The sequence below is a fragment of the Hyphobacterium sp. genome, assembly GCF_043584775.1.
Classification (GTDB): domain Bacteria; phylum Pseudomonadota; class Alphaproteobacteria; order Caulobacterales; family Maricaulaceae; genus Hyphobacterium.
Genome location: NZ_CP121327.1, coordinates 837595 through 856113, shown reverse-complemented (window position 1 = coordinate 856113; position 18519 = coordinate 837595). Strand labels below are relative to the sequence as shown.

Here is an 18519-nt window from a genome sequence, read left to right as displayed (position 1 = left end):
GCGTCAGGATTCCCCGCCCGAATTTTCCGGTTGCTGGATCAATTTCGGCTCGGATTTCGATTCCGGCGGCAAGAAGACTTCCGAACCATCGTCCACATAAATGGTTTGCGACGGGAAAGCGAAGGCCGTGCCAGCCTCTTCGACGATCTTTTTCAACTCAAACGCCAGATCTTCCTTGATGCGCAGCCACTCCGTCCAGTTGGTCGTAATGGTGAAGGCATAAAGCTTGAAGTCGATCGAGGACGGACCGAAGGCATCCACGCGCATGAAGGTGGTCACCTCCGGCGGTTTTGCAAATTCGGGATGGTTCAGAACATAGGCCAGCGTTTTGTCGCGGATATAGGCGAGCTGTTCGGTTGTGGTCTTGTATTCCACCCCGATGGCCCAGCTGATCCGGCGATGCGTCATCCGTGAGAAATTGGTGACCGCGTTATCCGACAGCTTTGAATTCGGCACATAGACCGGCCCCTTGTCGAACCGGCGCACCACGGTGGATCGGAAATTGATCTTCTCGACCGTTCCCTCAACCACGCCATCAACCTTCACCCAATCGCCCGGCAAGAAGCGCCGTTCCGTCAGGATCAGCACGCCGGCAATCAGATTCTTGAACAAATCCTGCGCACCGAGCCCGACCGCGACCCCGAAAAGGCCGAGACCCGCAACAATCGGCCCGACCGGAATGGACCAGACTTCAAGCACCGCCGCTGCGCCGACAATGACGAACAGGATCTGCAGCGACTTGGTCATCCAGTCGATCATCACTGGCGTCAGTGACTTTGCGATCACGTCGAGGCTGCGCGCGACCGGGCGGACGGTATTATGAAGCGCCCAGAAAAGCGTGATGGCGATCAGTGACTGAACCAGACGTGCCCCGATGGATTCCGGCCCGCCCAGGCCGATAATCGTGGTGGCAATAAACAGGCCGATAATGACCGGTATCAGCTGGAAAGGCCCGGCCAGGGCCTCGACGACAGCGTCGTCAATCTGATTGGCGGTCTTTTGAACGACCCGCCGCATGGCACTGACCAGCCAGCGCGAAATCATGCCGCGCAGGAACAGGGCGGCAAGAACGGCCAGCATCGCCAGCAGGCCCTGCCCGATGCTCGCGCCCAGAAAGCTCGTATTCCAGACATCGACGACCAGTGCCCACAATTCGGTGGCCTGTGTCTGGGCGGTTTCAATCAGGGTTTCGCTGGACGTACTCAACTGTTTCGCTCCTTGGCGCGCAAGAATTTCAGATCGGGCCACTTTTCTTCCGAATAGCTGACTTCCCAGGAAGATTTGGCCAGGAAAACCGGGTCACCATCAATGTCTTCGGCAATCGCACTCTTGTGACGATCAGCAAACTTCTCGATGTCCGCTTCAGAGCCATTGATCCATCGCGCCAATTCGTAAGGCGCGGCTTCAAACGTCACATCCAGCCCATACTCGACGGCCACACGCTCCGCCATCACCTCGATCTGCAACTGCCCCACAGCGCCGACGATAAAGTCGCCGCCAATCACGGGCCGGAAGAGCTGGGTGACGCCCTCCTCGGCCAGGGATTCCAGCGCTTTCTTCAAATGTTTGGCTTTCAACGGATCAGCGAGCCGCGCCCGGCGCAAAATCTCCGGCGCGAAATTCGGAATACCGGCAAACAGGATGTCGCCGCTTTCGCTCAGACTGTCGCCGACGCGCAAAAGTCCGTGATTGGGAATGCCGATCACATCACCCGCGAAGGCCTCATCCGCAATCTCGCGATCCTGCGCAAAAAACATGATGGGAGACGACACGGTCAGCGATTTACCCTTGTCGGTTTTCAGCTTCATGCCGCGTTTGAATTTGCCCGATGCCAGACGCAGGAAAGCGACGCGGTCGCGATGGTTCGGGTCCATATTGGCCTGCACCTTGAAGACGAAGCCGGAGACTTCCTTGCCATCCGGCGTGACCTCTTCCGGCGTTTTCCGGATGACGGCCTTCTCCGTCTGGGGGCCCGGCGCGATGTCCGCCAGTGCATCCAGCAATTCGATAATGCCATAGCGGCGCAGGGCCGAGCCGAAATAGACCGGCGTCATATGCCCTTCGCGATAGGATTGCGGGTTGAAGTCCGGGCACAATTCGCGGGCCATTTCCGTGCCCTCTTGCAACTCCGCGAAGACATCCGGGCTGAGCAGTTTCTCGGCCTCAGCGGCCGGGACGCGCTGGCCCGACGACAATTCGCCATCATCGGGACGGAAGGGGATGAATTCGTTGGTCTGCAAATCCATGACCCCGCCAAAGCGTTTCCCGGAGGCCGCGGGCCATTGCATCGGCGCTGTATCAAGCGCCAGCTTCTCCTGGATATCATCCAGCAATTCTTCCGGCGCGAGCGCTTCCCGGTCCAGCTTGTTGATAAAGGTCAGGATCGGAATGTCGCGCAGGCGGCAGACCTCGACCAGTTTCAGGGTTCGCGGCTCAACACCGCGCGCCGCATCCAGCACCATGATGGCACTGTCGGCCGCCGTGAGCGTCCGGTAGGTATCTTCTGAAAAGTCTTCGTGGCCAGGCGTGTCGAGAAGATTGAAGGTCAAGCCGCGATGCTCGTACGTCATCACCGAGGCCGAGACCGAAATCCCCCGATCCTGCTCGATCTTCATCCAGTCCGAGCGCGTCCGCCGGTTTTCACCACGCGCCCGCACCTGACCGGCCAGCCGGATAGACCCAGCGGCGAACAGCAAATTCTCGGTGAGAGTGGTTTTACCGGCATCCGGGTGAGAGATAATGGCGTAGGTGCGCCTCTTGGCCCAGTCTTCGCCCGATGAAGTCGCGCTCATATCGGTTCTTTTATCTGATGTTGTGAGGGCCGGACCTAAAGGCCCTGAACTGAACTGGCAAGCCTCAACTCAGGCTTCCACCGGCTCGGTCAGAAAGTGGCGCCCCTGACGGTCCTCAATCTCCACGACCCAGAGGTCGGGATCATCCTCCAGACGCCGATCACAATAGTCATTGAGACGCGCATCCTCGACGGGATCCGGCCCCAGCGGCTGAATCCAGATTCGCTGCCCCTCCATGTCCCGGGCCGGTACATAGAAGTTGGATGTGCCGTCCAGACGGCAGACCCGCACCAGAACCGCGCCGGCGTCGACATCGCCCTTGCGGATAACCCCGCCCATGGCGCCCGCAACCTCTGCACGTCTCAAAAGGGCCTGCACCCAAATTTCTGAACGAATCCGATTCATTTCCATTGATGGCAAGCCAATTGCTTAATAAAGTGTGAATGGGTGGGGAGCGTATCATGACAGCACGTGTTTTGCGTTGGGTTTTCGCGGTATTCGTTGGCCTTCAAGCGGCGATGGCGATGGCGGAAGAGAGTGCCTCCGTCTCGATACACGAAGTTCCGCTTTCAAATCTCAACAATGAAATCAATGAATTGGGCATCAATGCCGACACGGGTGACGGGTTGCTTCAATTCGCTCTGGCCCCGACTATTACCCCCCTCGAAGGCCGGATTTTTCTGGGCCTGACCCCCGAAAGCTCCCATAGCGCCGCGTTGATTGTAATCGTGAATAATACACGCGCGGTCCGCATTGAACCGGCAGATGGGCCGATAACGGCTGAAATCGAACTCCCGGGGCATGTTCTGCGCACCGGCACCAATATTGTCAGCCTCGCCCTCGAGAACGATGAAAATGATGGCTGGCGGCTGGATGGAGCCAATTCGCGCCTGCGCGTCAGTTTTGAAACCACTGGCCAGGCCACCAGCCTCGGCGATATTGAAGCCATTCTGGGATCCGATATTCCACCGGTAAACACGGTCTATATCGAGGACCGGCGTAACGACGTCATGCTGGAAGCGGTCATCGCACAAGGCATTGCCATGCGCATGGGGCGGGCTCCTGAGTTCGTCGAGACCGCCGACGGCGCTGATATGCGTTTTGGCTATGTGATTGATCCGACACTCGATGGCCCGGAACTCCGCTTTTCCGGCGAGGACCTTGATGTCGTGGTCGCAGGCCGTCACCAGCAGGATATGGAAACCGCTGCGCGGCTCTTCGCCAGCCGCTCCATCCGCCTCGCAGAAGAGTCCTTCACAGTCGCAGACGCCCTGACGTCGGCAGCCATCGGAACGGAAACCACGCGCGTCCAGATGGACGGCCAAACGCTTCGCGAATTTTCCCAGGCCCGCCTGCCCTTCGGGGATGGTCGCGGCGCGCAGACCGCCGTGATTATCACCGAACCGGATGGTGAGGGCCGGCTCGCCGCCATGTCCATCATGGCGCGGACCGCGCTCGTCCACGGCACGGCCTGGATTTATGCCTGGTATGGATCAGAAAGCGACAATGCGCCGGAAGACCGCAACATGGTCTTCATTGGCACCGCCGCCCTCTCGGATCGAAACCTTCTTTCCGGAGCGCCGGTGGAATTCCGCACAGCGCTGCGGGCAGCCGCTGAACGGGCGGGCCGGCGGACCGGGCTCCGCCTGTCATCTGCGGCCTATGCCGACGACGCCATCAATCCCGCCGGAGTCGCTACCGTCTTTTCGGATCCGCAAAATCCGACGCGCTGGATTGCCGGCTTCACTTCGCCGCAACCGCAAGGCTTCAACCGGGCCTCGGAAATTCTGTCCCGATCTGCGCACTGGGCTGCGCTCTCCGGACGCGCCGCGCTGTGGGATGCGAATGGTGTGACCGGCTATGACTATTCCGTCGTCGGTACACCCTCCCTGGCCGAACGTTTTGGCCTGCCGGATTTCTCCATGCGCGAAATCGCGGCCCTGCTTTTCCTTCTGACATTGCTGTTCGTATTGCGGGGCGCATGGCGCCGCCGCCGTGTTCACGACAAATCAAGAGGTTGGAAATAGGCTCTGCTCCCGAATAACAGGGAGTCGTCCATGCGTGCCGCCTTGGCGGCTCTGGTCGTTATCAGCGCCGGAGCCGATGCTCAGACAAATCGCGACATCTATGCGCAGCGCGCCCTCGCCCGCGCGCTCGATGAACGCTGTCAGCTCTTCAGCGAAAACGAGCGGCTCGCTCTGGACGGAGCCTTTCTGCAAGCTCGCGGTGATCTCCTACGCGCCGGTTTCGACGCCAGACGGATCGATCAGACCTACGACCAGATATCGCGCAATGCGGCCAATCAGCCCTGCAACAGCGAAGCGACGCTAGCAGTCGCCGCAAACATCCACTCCGCCTATGTCGGCTGGCAAAGAGAGCGGTTTCAGGACTATGTCGGTGCCCCGACCTTATGGCGCGCCAACCGCCCATACGGTTATGACAGCTGGGTGGTCACCCAGACCCTTCTCGACGCCGACCATTCCCTCATGGTCGGGCTCTATAATTCGGATCAGACCTATGCATTGACGATTGCAGCGGCTGTGACGTCCGAGATCGCTTCGCTCACCTTGCATGTGCGGGATACTGATATGTCGCCCGAGCTGCACGATCCAAGCCTGGGCGGCCTGCTGGAGATCGAGGGCCTGCCATCCTGGACGCCTTACTTTCCGCCCGCGGCAGGCAGCCGCCGCTTCATACCCTCCGCCCGATGGTCGGATGAAGATCTCGCCTATTTCAGCTTCAGCGAGTCGGCTCTGGAAGCCTTTGCCAATCTTGATCCGCGGGAAGCCGCCCGGATCGAAGCTTTCAATTCCGAAGGAAATCTTGTGGCCACGCATTATGTCGGAATAGGTGACTTTGCGGCCGCGCTCGCCTTTGTCCGGTCTTCGCCGGACTGGTCAGGCGGACGATGACGCCAGAGACTGGCTGGCTTGCTGAGCGCGCTGAATTCGGGAATGCACTTCCAGCGGATCGCTTTCCGTCGGGCCGCTTTCTTCGCCGAGGCGAATAACCGGCATCCGGACCGACACGGTCGTGCCCTCACCCAGCGTGCTCTTGATCGTCATCTCGCCGCCATGCATGGCCGTCAGCGCTTTCACCAGCGACAGGCCCAGACCGGATCCCCGCTCGTCCGACTGATCCGCAGTCGAGGCCTGCATGTATCGCTGCCCAAGACGGTCGAGTTCGGCAGGCGCAATACCCGGACCGCTATCGCCGACGGCGAGCAGCAAATCCTCGCCCTGTATTTTGGCCATAACTACAATGACGCCATCCTTCGGCGTGAACTTGATGGCATTGGACAAGAGGTTCAGCAGAATCTGCCGCAACGCCTTGCGGTCCGCATTGACCGGAATGGGGCCAGAAATATCCAGCTCTATCTGGACACTGGCCTGCTCGGCGCGTTGAGACAGCATGCGCGTGCAAAGCTCAACGACATCCGTGGCGTCAAAATTTTCACGGCTGAGCGAATAGCTGTCCGCCTCGATCTTTGACAGATCAAGGACGTCCCCGATCAGCTCGAGCAGATGAAGGCCACTTTGGTGGATCAGCTCGGAATATTCCGCATACTTTGCCGGAACGGGTCCGAAAAGCCGCGACTTCATGGCATCGGAAAAACCGATAATGGCGTTCAATGGCGTCCGGATTTCATGGCTCACAGAGGCCAGGAATTCCGACTTGGCATGAGTCTCCGCCAACGCCGCATCACGTTGCTGAACCAGCTCGTCATTTGCAAAATGGCCGGACGCGTCGACAGATTCCGCCGGAACCATCGCAAGCACACCATCGGATGACCGGAAGAGCTGAACCGCTTCGGAGCGGCCTTTGGACCCGCGTACTTCTGCCCGCACCGGTGTTTCGTCAGCGGGCACAGAAAAGGCGACCGCATCATCGGGATCGAATGCGAGGTCGGATACCGGCACGCCCGCCATCTTCGGCGGCATGCCCGGCATCATGGCGCGCATGGCACGCGAGCAGGCGATAATCTCACCGTTTCTCTCGGCGACCAGAGCAACAGGCGCGCTCTCAAAGGCTCGGCTGCGCAGTCGATGCTTGGAAGCAAGCGCCCGTAATTGGCGGCGCGACCGCATTCCGCGGGCTGCTGACAATGTAAAGCCAACCGCGATAAATGTGGCCGCCGCAAGAAATCCGGGCGCAAAGACCATCAGCGCGCCCGGAGGTGTCACGAGCAATCCCGTGAACTGGAGCCCTCCTGCAAACAGAGCCGTGAAGCCGGCCAATGCGGCAGATTCTGTCACCGTCCGCCGGTCGGCATAGGACGCCGCAGACGCGACCGGCAGTAAAAACGCCAGGGCTGCCGGGCCGAACAGACCGCCCGAAGCCGCCGCAATAGAGGCTGCCAGCGATACCCATAGAAGCGCGAGTACCAGACGGCCAAACCGGCTGGCTTGGCGGCGCGCCAGGAACAATCCGGCGATTCCCGGTATCATGCAGGCAAATACGCCGCCCAGGGCAACGGGCGTCGCGGCCGATGAGGCCGCAATGATCATCGGCGCCACGCTTGCCAGAAGCGCCACCCACAAGAGGTGCGCCAGAATTCCGCCATGTCTGAGGAGCGGGTTTATCAAACGCATTATTGGCGTCAGCCTCCGATTGTCGCGACTCGGTCAATTGCCGCACATCGAACCTTGTCTCCCCCACTTAACAAGACGTTAATTCGTGGGCAAATTCGTTAACGCAACACTTCATCAAGCCTTGGTGCAAGAAATTCTGCAGGTGACTGGCGCTCGCGCCTCAGTCGGTTCAAGATACAAAGATCAGCGCCCGTCGGCATAGGAGAGTTCAATCGTGCTTAATGTCTTGTTTTCAGCGATAGCCATGGTGGCCGTGCTTCAGGATGACGGCAGTACGGCGGCCGATAGCCAGCCGGTTTTGCGATTGGACGCTGTTGAAAGCGCTGAACACAATGTCGACAACGACATCGTGCTGCGGTCTGCCAGCCAATATGCCGGTTTCCATCGGACGCTCGGAAATATCCGCGAGCGCGAAATCACATCCGGCGCTGTCCTCGACCAGTCGATGGACGAGATCTCGGTCTATCTGGCCCGGGAACGTCTGGTTCGCGCCTGGTTGGCCTATTCCTCGCTGATTGCCGAGCAACACCCGCAATTCCTGGACGATGTGCGTGACGTCGCCGATTATTATGGCCGGGATGCCGCTGTCGCAGCTCTGGCCAATGATCCGGCCTATGCGGGCGCTTTCAGATATGCCGATCAGGCCAGTGAATCCGTTCTTCAGGCGATTGACGAGGACTCCGGCCAGATCCGCGATCTGGGCGAACAATATCGCCAGTCCGCCTACGCCTTGCAGAACGAGCGCTGGGCAAATGCGATTTCACGCGACCGGCAGAACCGCCTGGCGGCGCTGCGTGCCGCGGACGATATCTCGGCACCGCTGGCCAGCGATATGTTCACCACGAGCTTTATCAGCGAAACCGATATCGGAGCCGCCTCCAGCCTGTTTGCGACGCCCTCGCCGCGACCAAGCCTCGCGCCATCCACGCCCAACCTGACCCTGGAAGCCGATGTGCCGTATGAGCCCGATCGGGTGCGGGTTGGCCGCATTCTGTCCATCGCGGCTTTGCGGGCAATTGGCGAGGATTCCCGCTACACAGAGGAATCGATCCAGTCACTTCTGGCCGATCCGCTCGCACAGCGCTGTATTTCGTGGGCGCGGGTCAACCTTGCACAGTGCGTGGCGGCCGCTCATTTCGAGTATGAAGACTCCTTCTGCATCGCCCAGCATGCGCTGATTGAGGTGTCAGACTGTCTCGAAGCGGCGCAGGATCGGCAGGATTAAGCCCTACTCGCGCCAGATTGGCTCAATCCGGCACACCGTAAACAACAAGTAAAGAATCAGCTTCGTTTTCTATTTATTAGAATTTGCGTGAAGCCTTTTGATCTTTATTTTCTATTAACACGCGTTTCGATGGAAAACCGCTCCGGGTTTGGCTAGCCTCCTTCTTGCAGTTGGAGAACTGTAGGTAATCGAAGGACTGGCCAAACCATGGGTTTTGCATTTAGAGCGATTTTCTGGATAGCCATCGTTGCGGCCTTTGCGCCCGCCAGCGTTTTTTCCAGCGAAGGCGTCAGTGCGCCCGACGAATTGACCGACCTCATCGCTCAGGGCCAGCGCGTCCATCAGGTGTGTACGGATCTCCCCGCACTCTGTGATCTGGCCAGCGAAGCCGGCGGCCTTGCTGCTATCGCCGCCAATGAGTCCGTCAGCCGGGTTGAAAACTGGCTGGACGAACGCGAGGCGGCTGCCGCCGACGCATCCTGATCCCTTGCCCTTGAGCGGGGAGCGTTATATTCGCCGGGCATGAGCCCTGATACCAAATCCGATATTGATGATCTGATCGAGGAATTTGAATTCCTTGGCGATTGGGAAGAGCGTTACCGATATCTGATCGATCTGGGACAGGCCATGGCGCCCCTGCCGGAGGCTGAAAAGACCGACGAGCGCAGGGTCAAAGGCTGCACCAGCCGTGTCTGGCTGGTCATTGATCCGCCCGAAGGCGATCATTTCCGGTTTCGCGCCGATTCCGATGCCCACATCGTCAAGGGATTGGCGGCCTTGCTGGTTCGGCTCTATTCCGGCCGATCCAGGGACGACATTGCCGACATTGATCCCCGGGACATTCTCATCCGAATTGGTCTGGCCGAGCACTTGTCTCCACAGCGCTCGAACGGACTCAATTCGATGATTGCGCGGATTCGTTCTGAAACCGGGGCATCGGACTGAGATTGCACGCCCGAACCATTCCGTAATGAATGGCGAGACGCTGCAGGGCGAGTTTGAGGATCGCCTTCCCCGAACGCCGCGGCCAGTTGGCCGCCCTCTCGGCGGCCTCCAGACCGGTTTCCGTCAGGCAGACCGCACTGAGCATGGTGTCGAGGCCCGGCCCGACAGCGTCAAGCGCATCGATAACGCGGTCCCGGGCGTCCATGGCAGACATTGGCGCGTCTTCCTTTGCCCGTGACCGCCCTGTTCGGACAGGCGCCATATAGCCCTCCCAGTCCGGGGTCACACGCTCGACCAGAACAGAACGGCTATAATCGTCCCGCAGGCGCTCACCAGCGTCGAACTCCACCTGGCTGAGCCAGGCCAGGCCGGTACGGGGGTCGGGTTTCAGCCAACGCGCCAGCGGCGAATCGGCCAGATTGATGTCGCGTTGAGAAATCCGGCCAGCCTCATCGATAAAATTGCGGCTAACGGATTGTGCCCGCGAGGACCGGAAATCGCCGACGGATCGCTCTGCGAGAGTTGAGAGCGTCACAGCCAGTCCATATTCGCCCGCATCCATCTCGGCAATCAGACCTTCGCCCCGCGCCCGCAAAAAAGTCCTCCGGTCAATCCGGGCCAACGGCCTTCGCCTTTGATCACCTTGCGGGTAAATACCAAATTCCTCTGCCGCGTCCGACACCGGCTTGAGGCGCGCACCGGGCGTTGCAAGGCGTCTTTGCCATCGCGGCACGGGCGTCATCGCCCGGCCTCGCCCACGGTTTTGGGTTCCGGTGCCGTCCGAAGACATTCTTCAAGGCCATCCAGCCAGGCATCAAAATCGGGATCATCCCGCCGATCCTCAACGATCTGGCAGGCATAGGAGGCCGTTGACCGGTCCCGTCCGAAGGCCTGCCCGACCCGGGCCAGATTCAGCTCGTACGCCACATGGGAAAGATACATCGCGACTTGCCGCGCAAACGCGACTTCTGATGACCGGCGCGTTGGCGCGGCGATCTCGTCTGCTGGCACATTGAAGGCAAAGGCAACCGTTTCACGCGCCAGCCGCGCCCGTGCCAGATCCCGTTCGGGAAATTGCTGTCCACACATTTGTCCATCCGTTCTTCACTCTTGAGGTCATCATAAGAGCGTTTCGGAAATGTGAGGATAACATTCCTATCGTTATGGCAGAATGCCCTTACACACCTTATGGGTGTGAAAGGGTATTGCGTTGCATAACAGGCTAACCGGCGACGTAGGCGATCACCATCACAAGGCCGAGCAATACACTCGTCCAGATCGCCAGCAATCCACTCGGGACGTCACGGCTGAGCGCACCGGCCGGGCTGAACAGATTGAACAGCTTGTCTGCCACATTGCGTCCGGCCGCATTCAGCCGATTGGTAATCGACGCCATCAAACGCCCGGTCATGGCCGCAATCCATTTGACGGCACCATCACCCAGGCGGCGATAGAACCAGTCCGTGTCCAGATTGATGGACCGGACCTCCTGCGGATACCATTTCAGTTTGACCAGAAGCGAGAAGGCAAACAGAGCCGCGATCAGAAGCTGCATCTGACCCACGACGTGGTCAAACGTATAGGGTTCGTATTCGACCGGGTACGGCAACAGGCTGTAGAGCACGCCATAATTGATGCCCAGATAGATGCAGAGGAAGGACGCAATCCCCATGGCCAGGAGCATGTTCCATGGCGCCTCCTTGACCCTGTGCCCGCGGTCGTGACTGAAGAAGGCAAAATACGGGATCTTGATACCCGAATGCTCCAGCACGCCGGCGGAGGCAAAGACGAGGATCACAAACGGAATCTCGTAACCACCATAGGCAACGGCAGACAGAGTCAGGGCCTTGGCCACAAATCCGGAGAAGAGCGGGAAGGCCGAGATCGCCCCCGCCCCGATCAGACAGAAGAAGGCCGTAAACGGCATGGATTTGTAGAGCCCGCCTAGCTCTGATGCCTTTGTATGGCCGACGCGCATCAGCACGGCACCCATGCTCATGAACAGCAGGGCCTTGTAGATGATGTGGACGAAAGCGTGAGCGGCCGCGCCATTCAGGCCAAGCTCTGTGCCGACGCCTATGCCCGCGACCATGAAGCCGAGCTGGTTGTTCAGCGAATAGGCCAGCACCTTGCGCAAATCATTCTCGATCACAGCATAGAAGACCGGGAAAGCCACCATGATCGCGCCAATCCAGACCAGAATATCCAGTCCGGCAAATCCGCGCGCGAGCGCATAGATGGCCAGCTTTGTGGTGAAAGCCGAGAGCACGACCGCGCCTGTGGCGGTGGATTTGGGATAGGCATCCTGCAGCCAGTTATGCATCAGCGGGAAGGCCGCCTTGATACCGAAGGCCAGAAGGATCAGCAGACCACCCGGCGCATTGACGTCGATCGCATTGAACTGCCAGCTGCCGGAATGGTTGGCGTAAAGCACTGCGCCCGCAAGCAGCAGAACACCGGACAGGACGTGGATGGCCAGATAGCGCAGGCCGGCGCGGAACGCTTCCGGATTGCGGCTCGCCCAGATCAGGAAGACCGACGAAATCGCGGTCAATTCCCAGAAGAAGAACAGCGTCAGCAAATCCCCGGCAAACACCGCCCCGAGGCCCGCGCCGGAGTAAATCAGCGTCGAGGCATCCGCAAGCTTGTCACGGTCATGCAGCGCATAAATGGAGTTCAGGAAAATGGCGAGGATGAAGACGAGGCCCCAGACCCGCGATAACGGGTCAAAACGGTAGGTTTCAAATCCGAAACCGGCCAGATCCATCGCACCGAAAATGCCGACTTCCGGCGTCAGGAACCAGACAGCCGCCGCCGCCAGAGGCGCGGCAATCATCAGCATTTTGCGCAGCGTATAGGACGGTGAAATCGCGGCCAGCAAGCCGGCGAGAATGACCGGTATGGCGGGCGAGAGACCCGCGGTGATCAGATCAGTCATGATCACCCTCCTGGTCGTAATAATTCTCCGGACGGCCCAGCAAGCGGCGCAGCGGCCACCCCATCAGAACGGCCAGACAGAAGCCGAAAAAGCCCTCGATCTCATAAAAACCGAATACATCGTCATATTTCGAGACGGCGTGAAACGGATAAAGAAATTCCAGCAACAGCATCAGCGCGGCCAACGCTCCGAAAAGATAGAGCGGGATCGCCTTGGTCAGCGGATGATCCAGCCACAAAAACGGTCGCGCGGCCGGATGAATATCATCCAGGTTTTCGGAAGTATCCGGAGGCGTTGTTTTATCGCTCATGCTTAAAGCTCCACCCCGAAGACGGGGGCAAGGAAATCAGTCAAAGGCCCGATGAGGAAGAACAGAACGGTGACGCCCGCAGCCGTAATCACCGGCGGCAAGACCACCAGCAACGGTCCGCTCTGCTTCAGCCCCTCTTTGGGAGCCGGGTCGAAGAAACCGCGACCGGGAATCGGCAGGAGATAGGCCACGTTCAGAATGGACGAGAGGATCAACGCCCCGATCAGCGCCAGCTGGCCGGTCGTGGCCGCACCCATCATCAAAAAGAGCTTGGGCCACATTCCGCCAAAGGGTGGCAGTCCGATGATCGCGAAGGCCCCGACAGCGAACGCCCCGAATGTCCACGGCATCAAGCGGCCCAGACCGCGCATATCGGAGATTTCGGTTTTCTTGCTGGCCGTATAGATCGCACCGGCACACATGAAGAGCGTGATCTTGCCCCAGGCGTGCATGACGACCTGCAAGGCCGCGCCCAGCAAAGCCAGGGGTGAAGCGATCATCGCGCCCAGCGTGACATAGGAGAGCTGGCTGACCGTAGAGAAAGCCAGGCGGCGTTTCAGATTATTGCTCGACATCGCAATGACCGACGCCAGCACAATCGATATCGCTGCAATCCATGCCAGCCAGTTGGACGCCGGAGCCGCCTGAATCAGCTCCGGACCGAAAATGTAGGTACTAACCTTGAGGATGGCGAACACGCCCGCCTTCACCACCGCCACGGCGTGCAGCAGGGCCGACACCGGAGTGGGCGCGACCATCGCATTCGGCAACCAAGGGTGAACCGGCATCAGAGCCGCTTTACCGATACCGAAGGCAAAGAGCACGAGCAGCACGCTGGCAACCAGCGGAGAGGCTTCTCCATTGAGGAGGCCGCCAACGGTAAAGTCCGTCGATCCCGCGATGAATTGCGTCGCGATTATCGCGGGCAGCAGCAGGCCGATGGAGGTGCCGAGGAGAATGGCCAGATAGATCGCCGCTCCCCGGCGCGCCTTGTCGTCGCCCTTGTGCGCGACCAGCGGATAGGTCGACAGGGTCAACGCCTCATAAAAGAGGAACATGGTAAGCAGGTTGGACGACAGCGCCACGCCCATGGCGCAGGCAATGGCAATCGTGAAGAAGACGAAGAAGCGGGTCTGATGCGTCTCTTTATTCCCGCGCATATAGCCTATGGAATAAAGCGAATTGACGATCCAGAGCCCGCTGGCCACCGCCGCAAAAAGCGCGCCCAGCGGTTCCAGTTTCAGGCCGAAGGACAGACCGGTCGATCCGATTTCATAGACCAGCTCCGGGCGCTGTCCGGTGACCGAGACGAGATAGGCGACATTCAACGCCAAGAGGATGGCCGCTGTCAGTGTCGCGCCTTCCCGCAGATTGGGGTATTTGCCCAAGAGACCGACGAAAACGCCGCCGATCAACGGAATCACCAGCGCCGCAATCATTGCGATTTCAGGAGTCCAGCTCATCGTGTCGCTCCCGCAAAGGCGGCTTCAGCGGCGGCATTCGCCATGGAAATCAGGAAGTCCGGCTGGAAGAAGAACCAGATATTGGCAAAGGCCAATATCCACATCGGCGCCAGCATCAGCCAGGGCGCACGTGCATGCGCAATCGCCCCGGTCCGGTCATGATGCGGCTCGGCGACCCAGATAGCAGCCAGCATCCGCGCCACATAGGCCAGCGCGATAAGGGAAGACAGGATCAGTGCGGCCACGGCCCACCACCAGCCATTCTCCAGCGCGGCAACGCCAAGATACCATTTCGACCAGAAACCAACCGTCATCGGCACGCCGACAAGGCTGAGCCCGCCAATTGTAAAGGCGACCGAGGTAAATGGCATGGACCGCGAGAAGCCGTTCAGATCGGAAATCCGGCGGATACCAAACCGGATCGCGAACGCACCGAGCGCCATGAACAGCGCGCCTTTCATCATGGCGTGATTGACCAGATGCAGCATGCTTGCAGAAACGCCGGCGGCCGTTCCCATACCAAGGCCGAGCATCATATATCCGACCTGCCCGACCGAAGAGAAGGCCAGAAGGCGCCGGGCATCATCCTGAAACACTGCCTGAACCGACGCGACGATCATTCCGATAATGCCAAGAATGGCGAATACCCACAGGAAGCTGACTTCCACGAAGGGCGCTTCCGGCCAAAACACGTCGAACAGGAAACGCACGAGGGTGTAAAACGCCACTTTCGTCGCGGTCGACGCCAGGAAAGACGTGACGAAATTGGGCGCATAGGCATAGGCATTGGGCAGCCACAAATGCAGCGGGAACATCGCCGCCTTCAGGCCGAGGCCGACAATGATGAAGGCGAAGGCCGCCTGCACCACCCGGCTATCCGAAATATCTGGCAGGCGTGAGGCCATATCGGCCATATTCAGCGTACCCGTCGCCATGTAAAGAAAGCCAACGCCAATCACGAAGAAGGTCGCGCCGATGGTTCCGAGAATGAGATAATTATAGGCAGCCGTCAGCGCGCGGCGATCCTTGTCCGCCCCCATGCCCACCAGCACATAGGTCGAAATCGAGGAAATCTCCAGGAAAACGAACATGTTGAAGGCGTCACCCGTGGTCGCCACCCCAACGAGGCCGGCAAAGCAGACCAGAAAGGCCGCGTAGAACAGCGCTTGCCGGTTTTCCGCAATTTCGTCGGCCACACTCGGCAAGGCATAAATCACGCTCAATATGCCAAGTACCGCGATCACCAGAAGGAGAACAGCGTTCAGCCCGTCAATCCGGAATTCAATACCGGCAGGCGGCGCCCAGCCCCCCATCGCGTAGGAGACCACTCCACCGGTCTGGACATCGACGATGATGGAAACGGCCATCAGCGCTGAGAAAACGACAGCCAGCACCGTTACACCCCAGCCCAGACGGCCATTCGGCATGACCGCCGCGACCGCTGCCATCAGGAGCGGCGCAACCACAACAATGGCCGGCGCATGCGTCGACAATGACGCCGGCAAAAGCGAAGCCAGAAACTCCATCAGGTGTTTCTCCTTGCACTATCAACGGCGTAATCCGCCCGGTTGATCGCTTCATCCTCGATGGTGCCATAGCTTTCGCGGATCCGGACGACGAGGGCGAGGCCGACGGCCAGCGTCGCCACACCGACCACAATCGCCGTGAGGATCAAGACATGCGGCAGCGGGTTGGAGTAGATCAATTCTGTCGTTGCATATGCGGGGTCAGGATGCTGAACCGAGCCGCCAATGATATCGGATGAAGCATTGGCAGCTGCGGCACCATGGTCGGTGGTCGCGGCGAGGCCGTCGCCGTATTCACCTTCTCCCCCATGTCCTTCGGAATACTCCGGAAGGATGGGTGGCTGCCCCCCAAAGACCTTGCCGATGGTGATATAGAGCAGGAAAACCGAGGTCTGGAACAGGGACAGGCCCACGAGGCGCTTCACAAGATTACCCGTAGCGACCACGGCATACAGACCGGTCATCATCAGAATGATGACGATGATGAAATTGAATCGTTCCGCGAGAATTTCGATCATTACCACTCTCCCTCCGGAATATCGGGAGCCCGGCCCGCAAACGCATAGAAAATCGCCATGATCACGGCGAAAACCGTGGAGAGAACGCCCAGCTCGACCAGAATAATGCCGATATGCTGGCCAGTATGGTGCGACAGATCCGGATGCAGAACGTCATAGTCCAGGAAATTCGCGCCCAGCAGCAGCGTCGCGACGCCTGTGCCGCCATAGAGCAGCACTCCGAACGCCGCGAGAAATTTCACAAACCAGGTCGGTACAGCCCTTTTGGCGTTATCCACCCCGAAGATGAGGGCGTAGAGGATCACGGCGGCAGCGACGATCACACCGGCCTGGAAGCCGCCGCCCGGGCTGTAGTCGCCATGAAAATGAACATATAGACCGAAGACAACGATCAACGGAATCAAGAGCTTCGAAACAACACGAAGGACCAGATGCGGGTTCATTCCTCATCTCCCTTCTTTTTGCGCGGATTCAAACCCAGCAAGAGCATCACCCCCAGACCGGCGGCAAAGATCACAACGGTTTCGCCAAAGGTATCAAACCCCCGATAGCTGGCGAGCACCGCCGTCACCACATTGGGAACGGCAATTTCATTGGGCGTCGACGTGATATAATCCATGCCGACATAGGAGTTGGCCGGAGAATTGGGGTCGCCATAGACCGGCATGTCCCCGACCGCATAGAACAGTGCCGCGCCGGCCACCGAGACCACAATCAGTGCCGCCCAGTGCCGTATGGCTTTAACCGGCTCGGCTTCACGCGCGGTCAGCAACATTGCGGCCAGCATCAGAACGGTTGATATCCCCGCCCCGACCGCAGCTTCGGTAAACGCCACATCGACCGCATCCAGCGACACAAACCAGGCCGCGGACAGAAGACTGTAAACGCCCATCAGCATGACGGCGGCAAACAGGTTTCGAAGCCGCACAATGGCGATGCCAACGGCCAGCAACATGCCCATCAGCGCGTAATCGAGCAGCTGGGTCCAATCAAACTCGGTCATGATTTGTCACCCGTATCGGCATCTCGCGGATGGGGAGGTTGGTGGCGCGACAATAGCGGATGCAGCCCCGCTCGGTGTGCGGCATTGGCCACAGCATGGGTCGCCGTCGGGCTGGTCAGAAACAGGATGAAGCCCACCAGCAGCAGCTTGGCTGACAGCAACGTAAATCCGGCCTGCAACATCAGCGCCAGCACAATCATTTCCGCGCCAAGCGTATCGGTTACGCCGGCAGCATGCATGCGCGTATAGAAATCCGGCAAACGCACGACACCAATGGCACCGGCCAGAACGAAAATCACACCAACCGCCATGAGGGCGATGCTGGCGATATCACGGATCAGGAGCAGCGTTTCCATCAGTCATCATCTCCGTCGATCGCGCGGCGGAGCGACATTTGCGCGAGCGCAATTTCCAGCGAGCGGTAGCGGAAGAATTTGAGGATGGCGATGGTCGCAACGAAATTGATCAGGGCGTACAGGAGCGCAATATCGACACCGTCCGCGCGCCCGACCAGCAGGCTGAAAATCAGCAATAACAAAACCGTTTTGGTGCCAAAAGAGTTGGCCGCCAGAACGCGGTCATACAATGTCGGCCCTGCAAACAGGCGTCCTAGCATGATCGCCATGGCCAGAGCCATCGCCAGTGCGGCCCCCAGATTTGCCCACTCCATCATGAGGGTTCTCCATCGGTGGCGCGCGCCGCATACAGATTCATTTCGGCAAAGCCTTCCGGCGCCGTAAATGACGTATCGAGTGCATGGACCAGATAGGCATCGTCCTCGACCTCGACTGTCACTGTGCCCGGCGTCAGCGTGATCGAGTTGGCAAACACGCAGCGCGCGAGGTCCGATTCGGCTTTCACCGGAACGCGCACCAGTCGCGGCGTGATATCGATTTCCGGCTTCAGGGAGGCCTTCAGAACGGACAGATTTGCTTTGGCAATCTCTCCGCCCAACCAGATATAATAGGGAATCAGGGTGTGAAGACGCAGAAAGGGCGCGGTTTCCCGATCAATAATCCGCATCCGCAAAACGAGCACCATGGTGATCACCACGCTGGCAGCACCAAAAGCCAGCAGGGTGATTTTGTCGTATCCCGACAAAACCCACCAGAGTAATGCCAGCACAAGACTGAGGCTTACCCCGTAAATCATGCTCCCTCCCGAATGCCTTTTTCGAATGCGTCGATGGGGAGGCTTTTAACCATGC

21 protein-coding genes are annotated in these 18519 nt (G+C 59.3%); 5 read left to right on the top strand and 16 right to left on the bottom strand.

Annotated features, from left to right (window positions below; all coding sequences use genetic code 11):
• Window positions 1–3: 3 nt before the first annotated feature.
• From P0D52_RS04145 to P0D52_RS04135, 3 genes are all read right to left on the bottom strand, one after another.
• A complete protein-coding gene (locus P0D52_RS04145) occupies window positions 4–1206 on the bottom strand; it encodes a mechanosensitive ion channel family protein (RefSeq protein WP_394694179.1) in 1203 nt (400 codons plus the stop codon).
• Window positions 1203–2792 (bottom strand): peptide chain release factor 3, encoded by a 1590-nt coding sequence (locus P0D52_RS04140; protein ID WP_394694178.1) that lies wholly within the window; start codon window positions 2790–2792, stop codon window positions 1203–1205. The genes P0D52_RS04145 and P0D52_RS04140 overlap by 4 nt, the downstream gene beginning before the upstream one ends.
• Before the next feature lie 69 nt (window positions 2793–2861).
• Entirely contained in the window at window positions 2862–3197 is a 336-nt protein-coding gene (locus P0D52_RS04135; RefSeq protein ID WP_394694177.1) for a DUF1491 family protein, read from the bottom strand.
• A gap of 56 nt (window positions 3198–3253) precedes the next feature.
• On the opposite strand from P0D52_RS04135, the gene P0D52_RS04130 reads away from it, so the two are divergent.
• Window positions 3254–4819 carry a hypothetical protein gene (locus P0D52_RS04130; protein ID WP_394694176.1) on the top strand — a complete coding sequence of 522 codons (1566 nt, stop codon included), beginning with the start codon at window positions 3254–3256 and terminating at the stop codon, window positions 4817–4819.
• A gap of 30 nt (window positions 4820–4849) precedes the next feature.
• Window positions 4850–5704 carry a hypothetical protein gene (locus P0D52_RS04125; protein WP_394694175.1) on the top strand — a complete coding sequence of 285 codons (855 nt, stop codon included), beginning with the start codon at window positions 4850–4852 and terminating at the stop codon, window positions 5702–5704.
• On the opposite strand, the gene P0D52_RS04120 is transcribed toward P0D52_RS04125, so the two are convergent.
• On the bottom strand, window positions 5690–7384 hold the full coding sequence (locus P0D52_RS04120) for an ATP-binding protein (protein WP_394694174.1): 1695 nt from the start codon (window positions 7382–7384) through the stop codon (window positions 5690–5692). The genes P0D52_RS04125 and P0D52_RS04120 overlap by 15 nt on opposite strands.
• Before the next feature lie 214 nt (window positions 7385–7598).
• On the opposite strand from P0D52_RS04120, the gene P0D52_RS04115 reads away from it, so the two are divergent.
• The 3 genes from P0D52_RS04115 to P0D52_RS04105 all read left to right on the top strand — a co-directional run bounded on the left by P0D52_RS04115 (window position 7599) and on the right by P0D52_RS04105 (window position 9554).
• Window positions 7599–8609, top strand: a complete 1011-nt coding sequence (locus P0D52_RS04115) for a hypothetical protein (protein ID WP_394694173.1) — start codon at window positions 7599–7601, stop codon at window positions 8607–8609.
• 207 nt (window positions 8610–8816) lie between these two features.
• The gene (locus P0D52_RS04110; protein ID WP_394694172.1) at window positions 8817–9092 is read left to right on the top strand and encodes a hypothetical protein; all 276 of its coding nucleotides are present in this window, start codon (window positions 8817–8819) and stop codon (window positions 9090–9092) included.
• A 39-nt stretch (window positions 9093–9131) separates the two neighbouring features.
• A complete protein-coding gene (locus tag P0D52_RS04105; RefSeq protein ID WP_394694171.1) occupies window positions 9132–9554 on the top strand; it encodes a SufE family protein in 423 nt (140 codons plus the stop codon).
• Here the strand turns inward: P0D52_RS04105 and P0D52_RS04100 are convergent.
• The 12 genes from P0D52_RS04100 to P0D52_RS04045 all read right to left on the bottom strand — a co-directional run bounded on the left by P0D52_RS04100 (window position 9505) and on the right by P0D52_RS04045 (window position 18464).
• Window positions 9505–10149 carry a DUF6456 domain-containing protein gene (locus P0D52_RS04100; RefSeq protein ID WP_394694170.1) on the bottom strand — a complete coding sequence of 215 codons (645 nt, stop codon included), beginning with the start codon at window positions 10147–10149 and terminating at the stop codon, window positions 9505–9507. The genes P0D52_RS04105 and P0D52_RS04100 overlap by 50 nt on opposite strands.
• Before the next feature lie 143 nt (window positions 10150–10292).
• On the bottom strand, window positions 10293–10643 hold the full coding sequence (locus tag P0D52_RS04095; RefSeq protein ID WP_394694169.1) for a helix-turn-helix domain-containing protein: 351 nt from the start codon (window positions 10641–10643) through the stop codon (window positions 10293–10295).
• A gap of 133 nt (window positions 10644–10776) precedes the next feature.
• Entirely contained in the window at window positions 10777–12492 is a 1716-nt protein-coding gene (locus P0D52_RS04090; protein WP_394694168.1) for a Na(+)/H(+) antiporter subunit D, read from the bottom strand.
• Window positions 12485–12802, bottom strand: coding sequence for a hypothetical protein (locus P0D52_RS04085; RefSeq protein WP_394694167.1), 318 nt, complete (start codon window positions 12800–12802; stop codon window positions 12485–12487). Before P0D52_RS04085 ends, P0D52_RS04090 begins: the two co-directional genes overlap by 8 nt.
• Window positions 12803–12804: 2 nt before the next feature.
• Window positions 12805–14265: a proton-conducting transporter membrane subunit gene (locus P0D52_RS04080; RefSeq protein WP_394694166.1), complete on the bottom strand. Its 1461-nt coding sequence runs from the start codon at window positions 14263–14265 to the stop codon at window positions 12805–12807.
• Window positions 14262–15791: a monovalent cation/H+ antiporter subunit D family protein gene (locus P0D52_RS04075; protein WP_394694165.1), complete on the bottom strand. Its 1530-nt coding sequence runs from the start codon at window positions 15789–15791 to the stop codon at window positions 14262–14264. The genes P0D52_RS04080 and P0D52_RS04075 overlap by 4 nt, the downstream gene beginning before the upstream one ends.
• The gene (locus P0D52_RS04070) at window positions 15791–16309 is read right to left on the bottom strand and encodes a cation:proton antiporter subunit C (RefSeq protein WP_394694164.1); all 519 of its coding nucleotides are present in this window, start codon (window positions 16307–16309) and stop codon (window positions 15791–15793) included. The genes P0D52_RS04075 and P0D52_RS04070 overlap by 1 nt, the downstream gene beginning before the upstream one ends.
• Window positions 16309–16752 carry a Na(+)/H(+) antiporter subunit B gene (locus P0D52_RS04065; protein ID WP_394694163.1) on the bottom strand — a complete coding sequence of 148 codons (444 nt, stop codon included), beginning with the start codon at window positions 16750–16752 and terminating at the stop codon, window positions 16309–16311. The genes P0D52_RS04070 and P0D52_RS04065 overlap by 1 nt, the downstream gene beginning before the upstream one ends.
• Window positions 16749–17312, bottom strand: coding sequence for a DUF4040 domain-containing protein (locus P0D52_RS04060; protein WP_394694162.1), 564 nt, complete (start codon window positions 17310–17312; stop codon window positions 16749–16751). The genes P0D52_RS04065 and P0D52_RS04060 overlap by 4 nt, the downstream gene beginning before the upstream one ends.
• Window positions 17309–17668 carry a monovalent cation/H(+) antiporter subunit G gene (gene mnhG / locus P0D52_RS04055; RefSeq protein ID WP_394694161.1) on the bottom strand — a complete coding sequence of 120 codons (360 nt, stop codon included), beginning with the start codon at window positions 17666–17668 and terminating at the stop codon, window positions 17309–17311. The genes P0D52_RS04060 and mnhG overlap by 4 nt, the downstream gene beginning before the upstream one ends.
• Complete coding sequence (locus tag P0D52_RS04050; RefSeq protein WP_394694160.1) at window positions 17668–17985, bottom strand: monovalent cation/H+ antiporter complex subunit F; 318 nt, start codon at window positions 17983–17985, stop codon at window positions 17668–17670. The genes mnhG and P0D52_RS04050 overlap by 1 nt, the downstream gene beginning before the upstream one ends.
• Window positions 17982–18464, bottom strand: coding sequence for a Na+/H+ antiporter subunit E (locus P0D52_RS04045; protein ID WP_394694159.1), 483 nt, complete (start codon window positions 18462–18464; stop codon window positions 17982–17984). The genes P0D52_RS04050 and P0D52_RS04045 overlap by 4 nt, the downstream gene beginning before the upstream one ends.
• Between the last annotated feature and the right edge of the window lie 55 nt (window positions 18465–18519).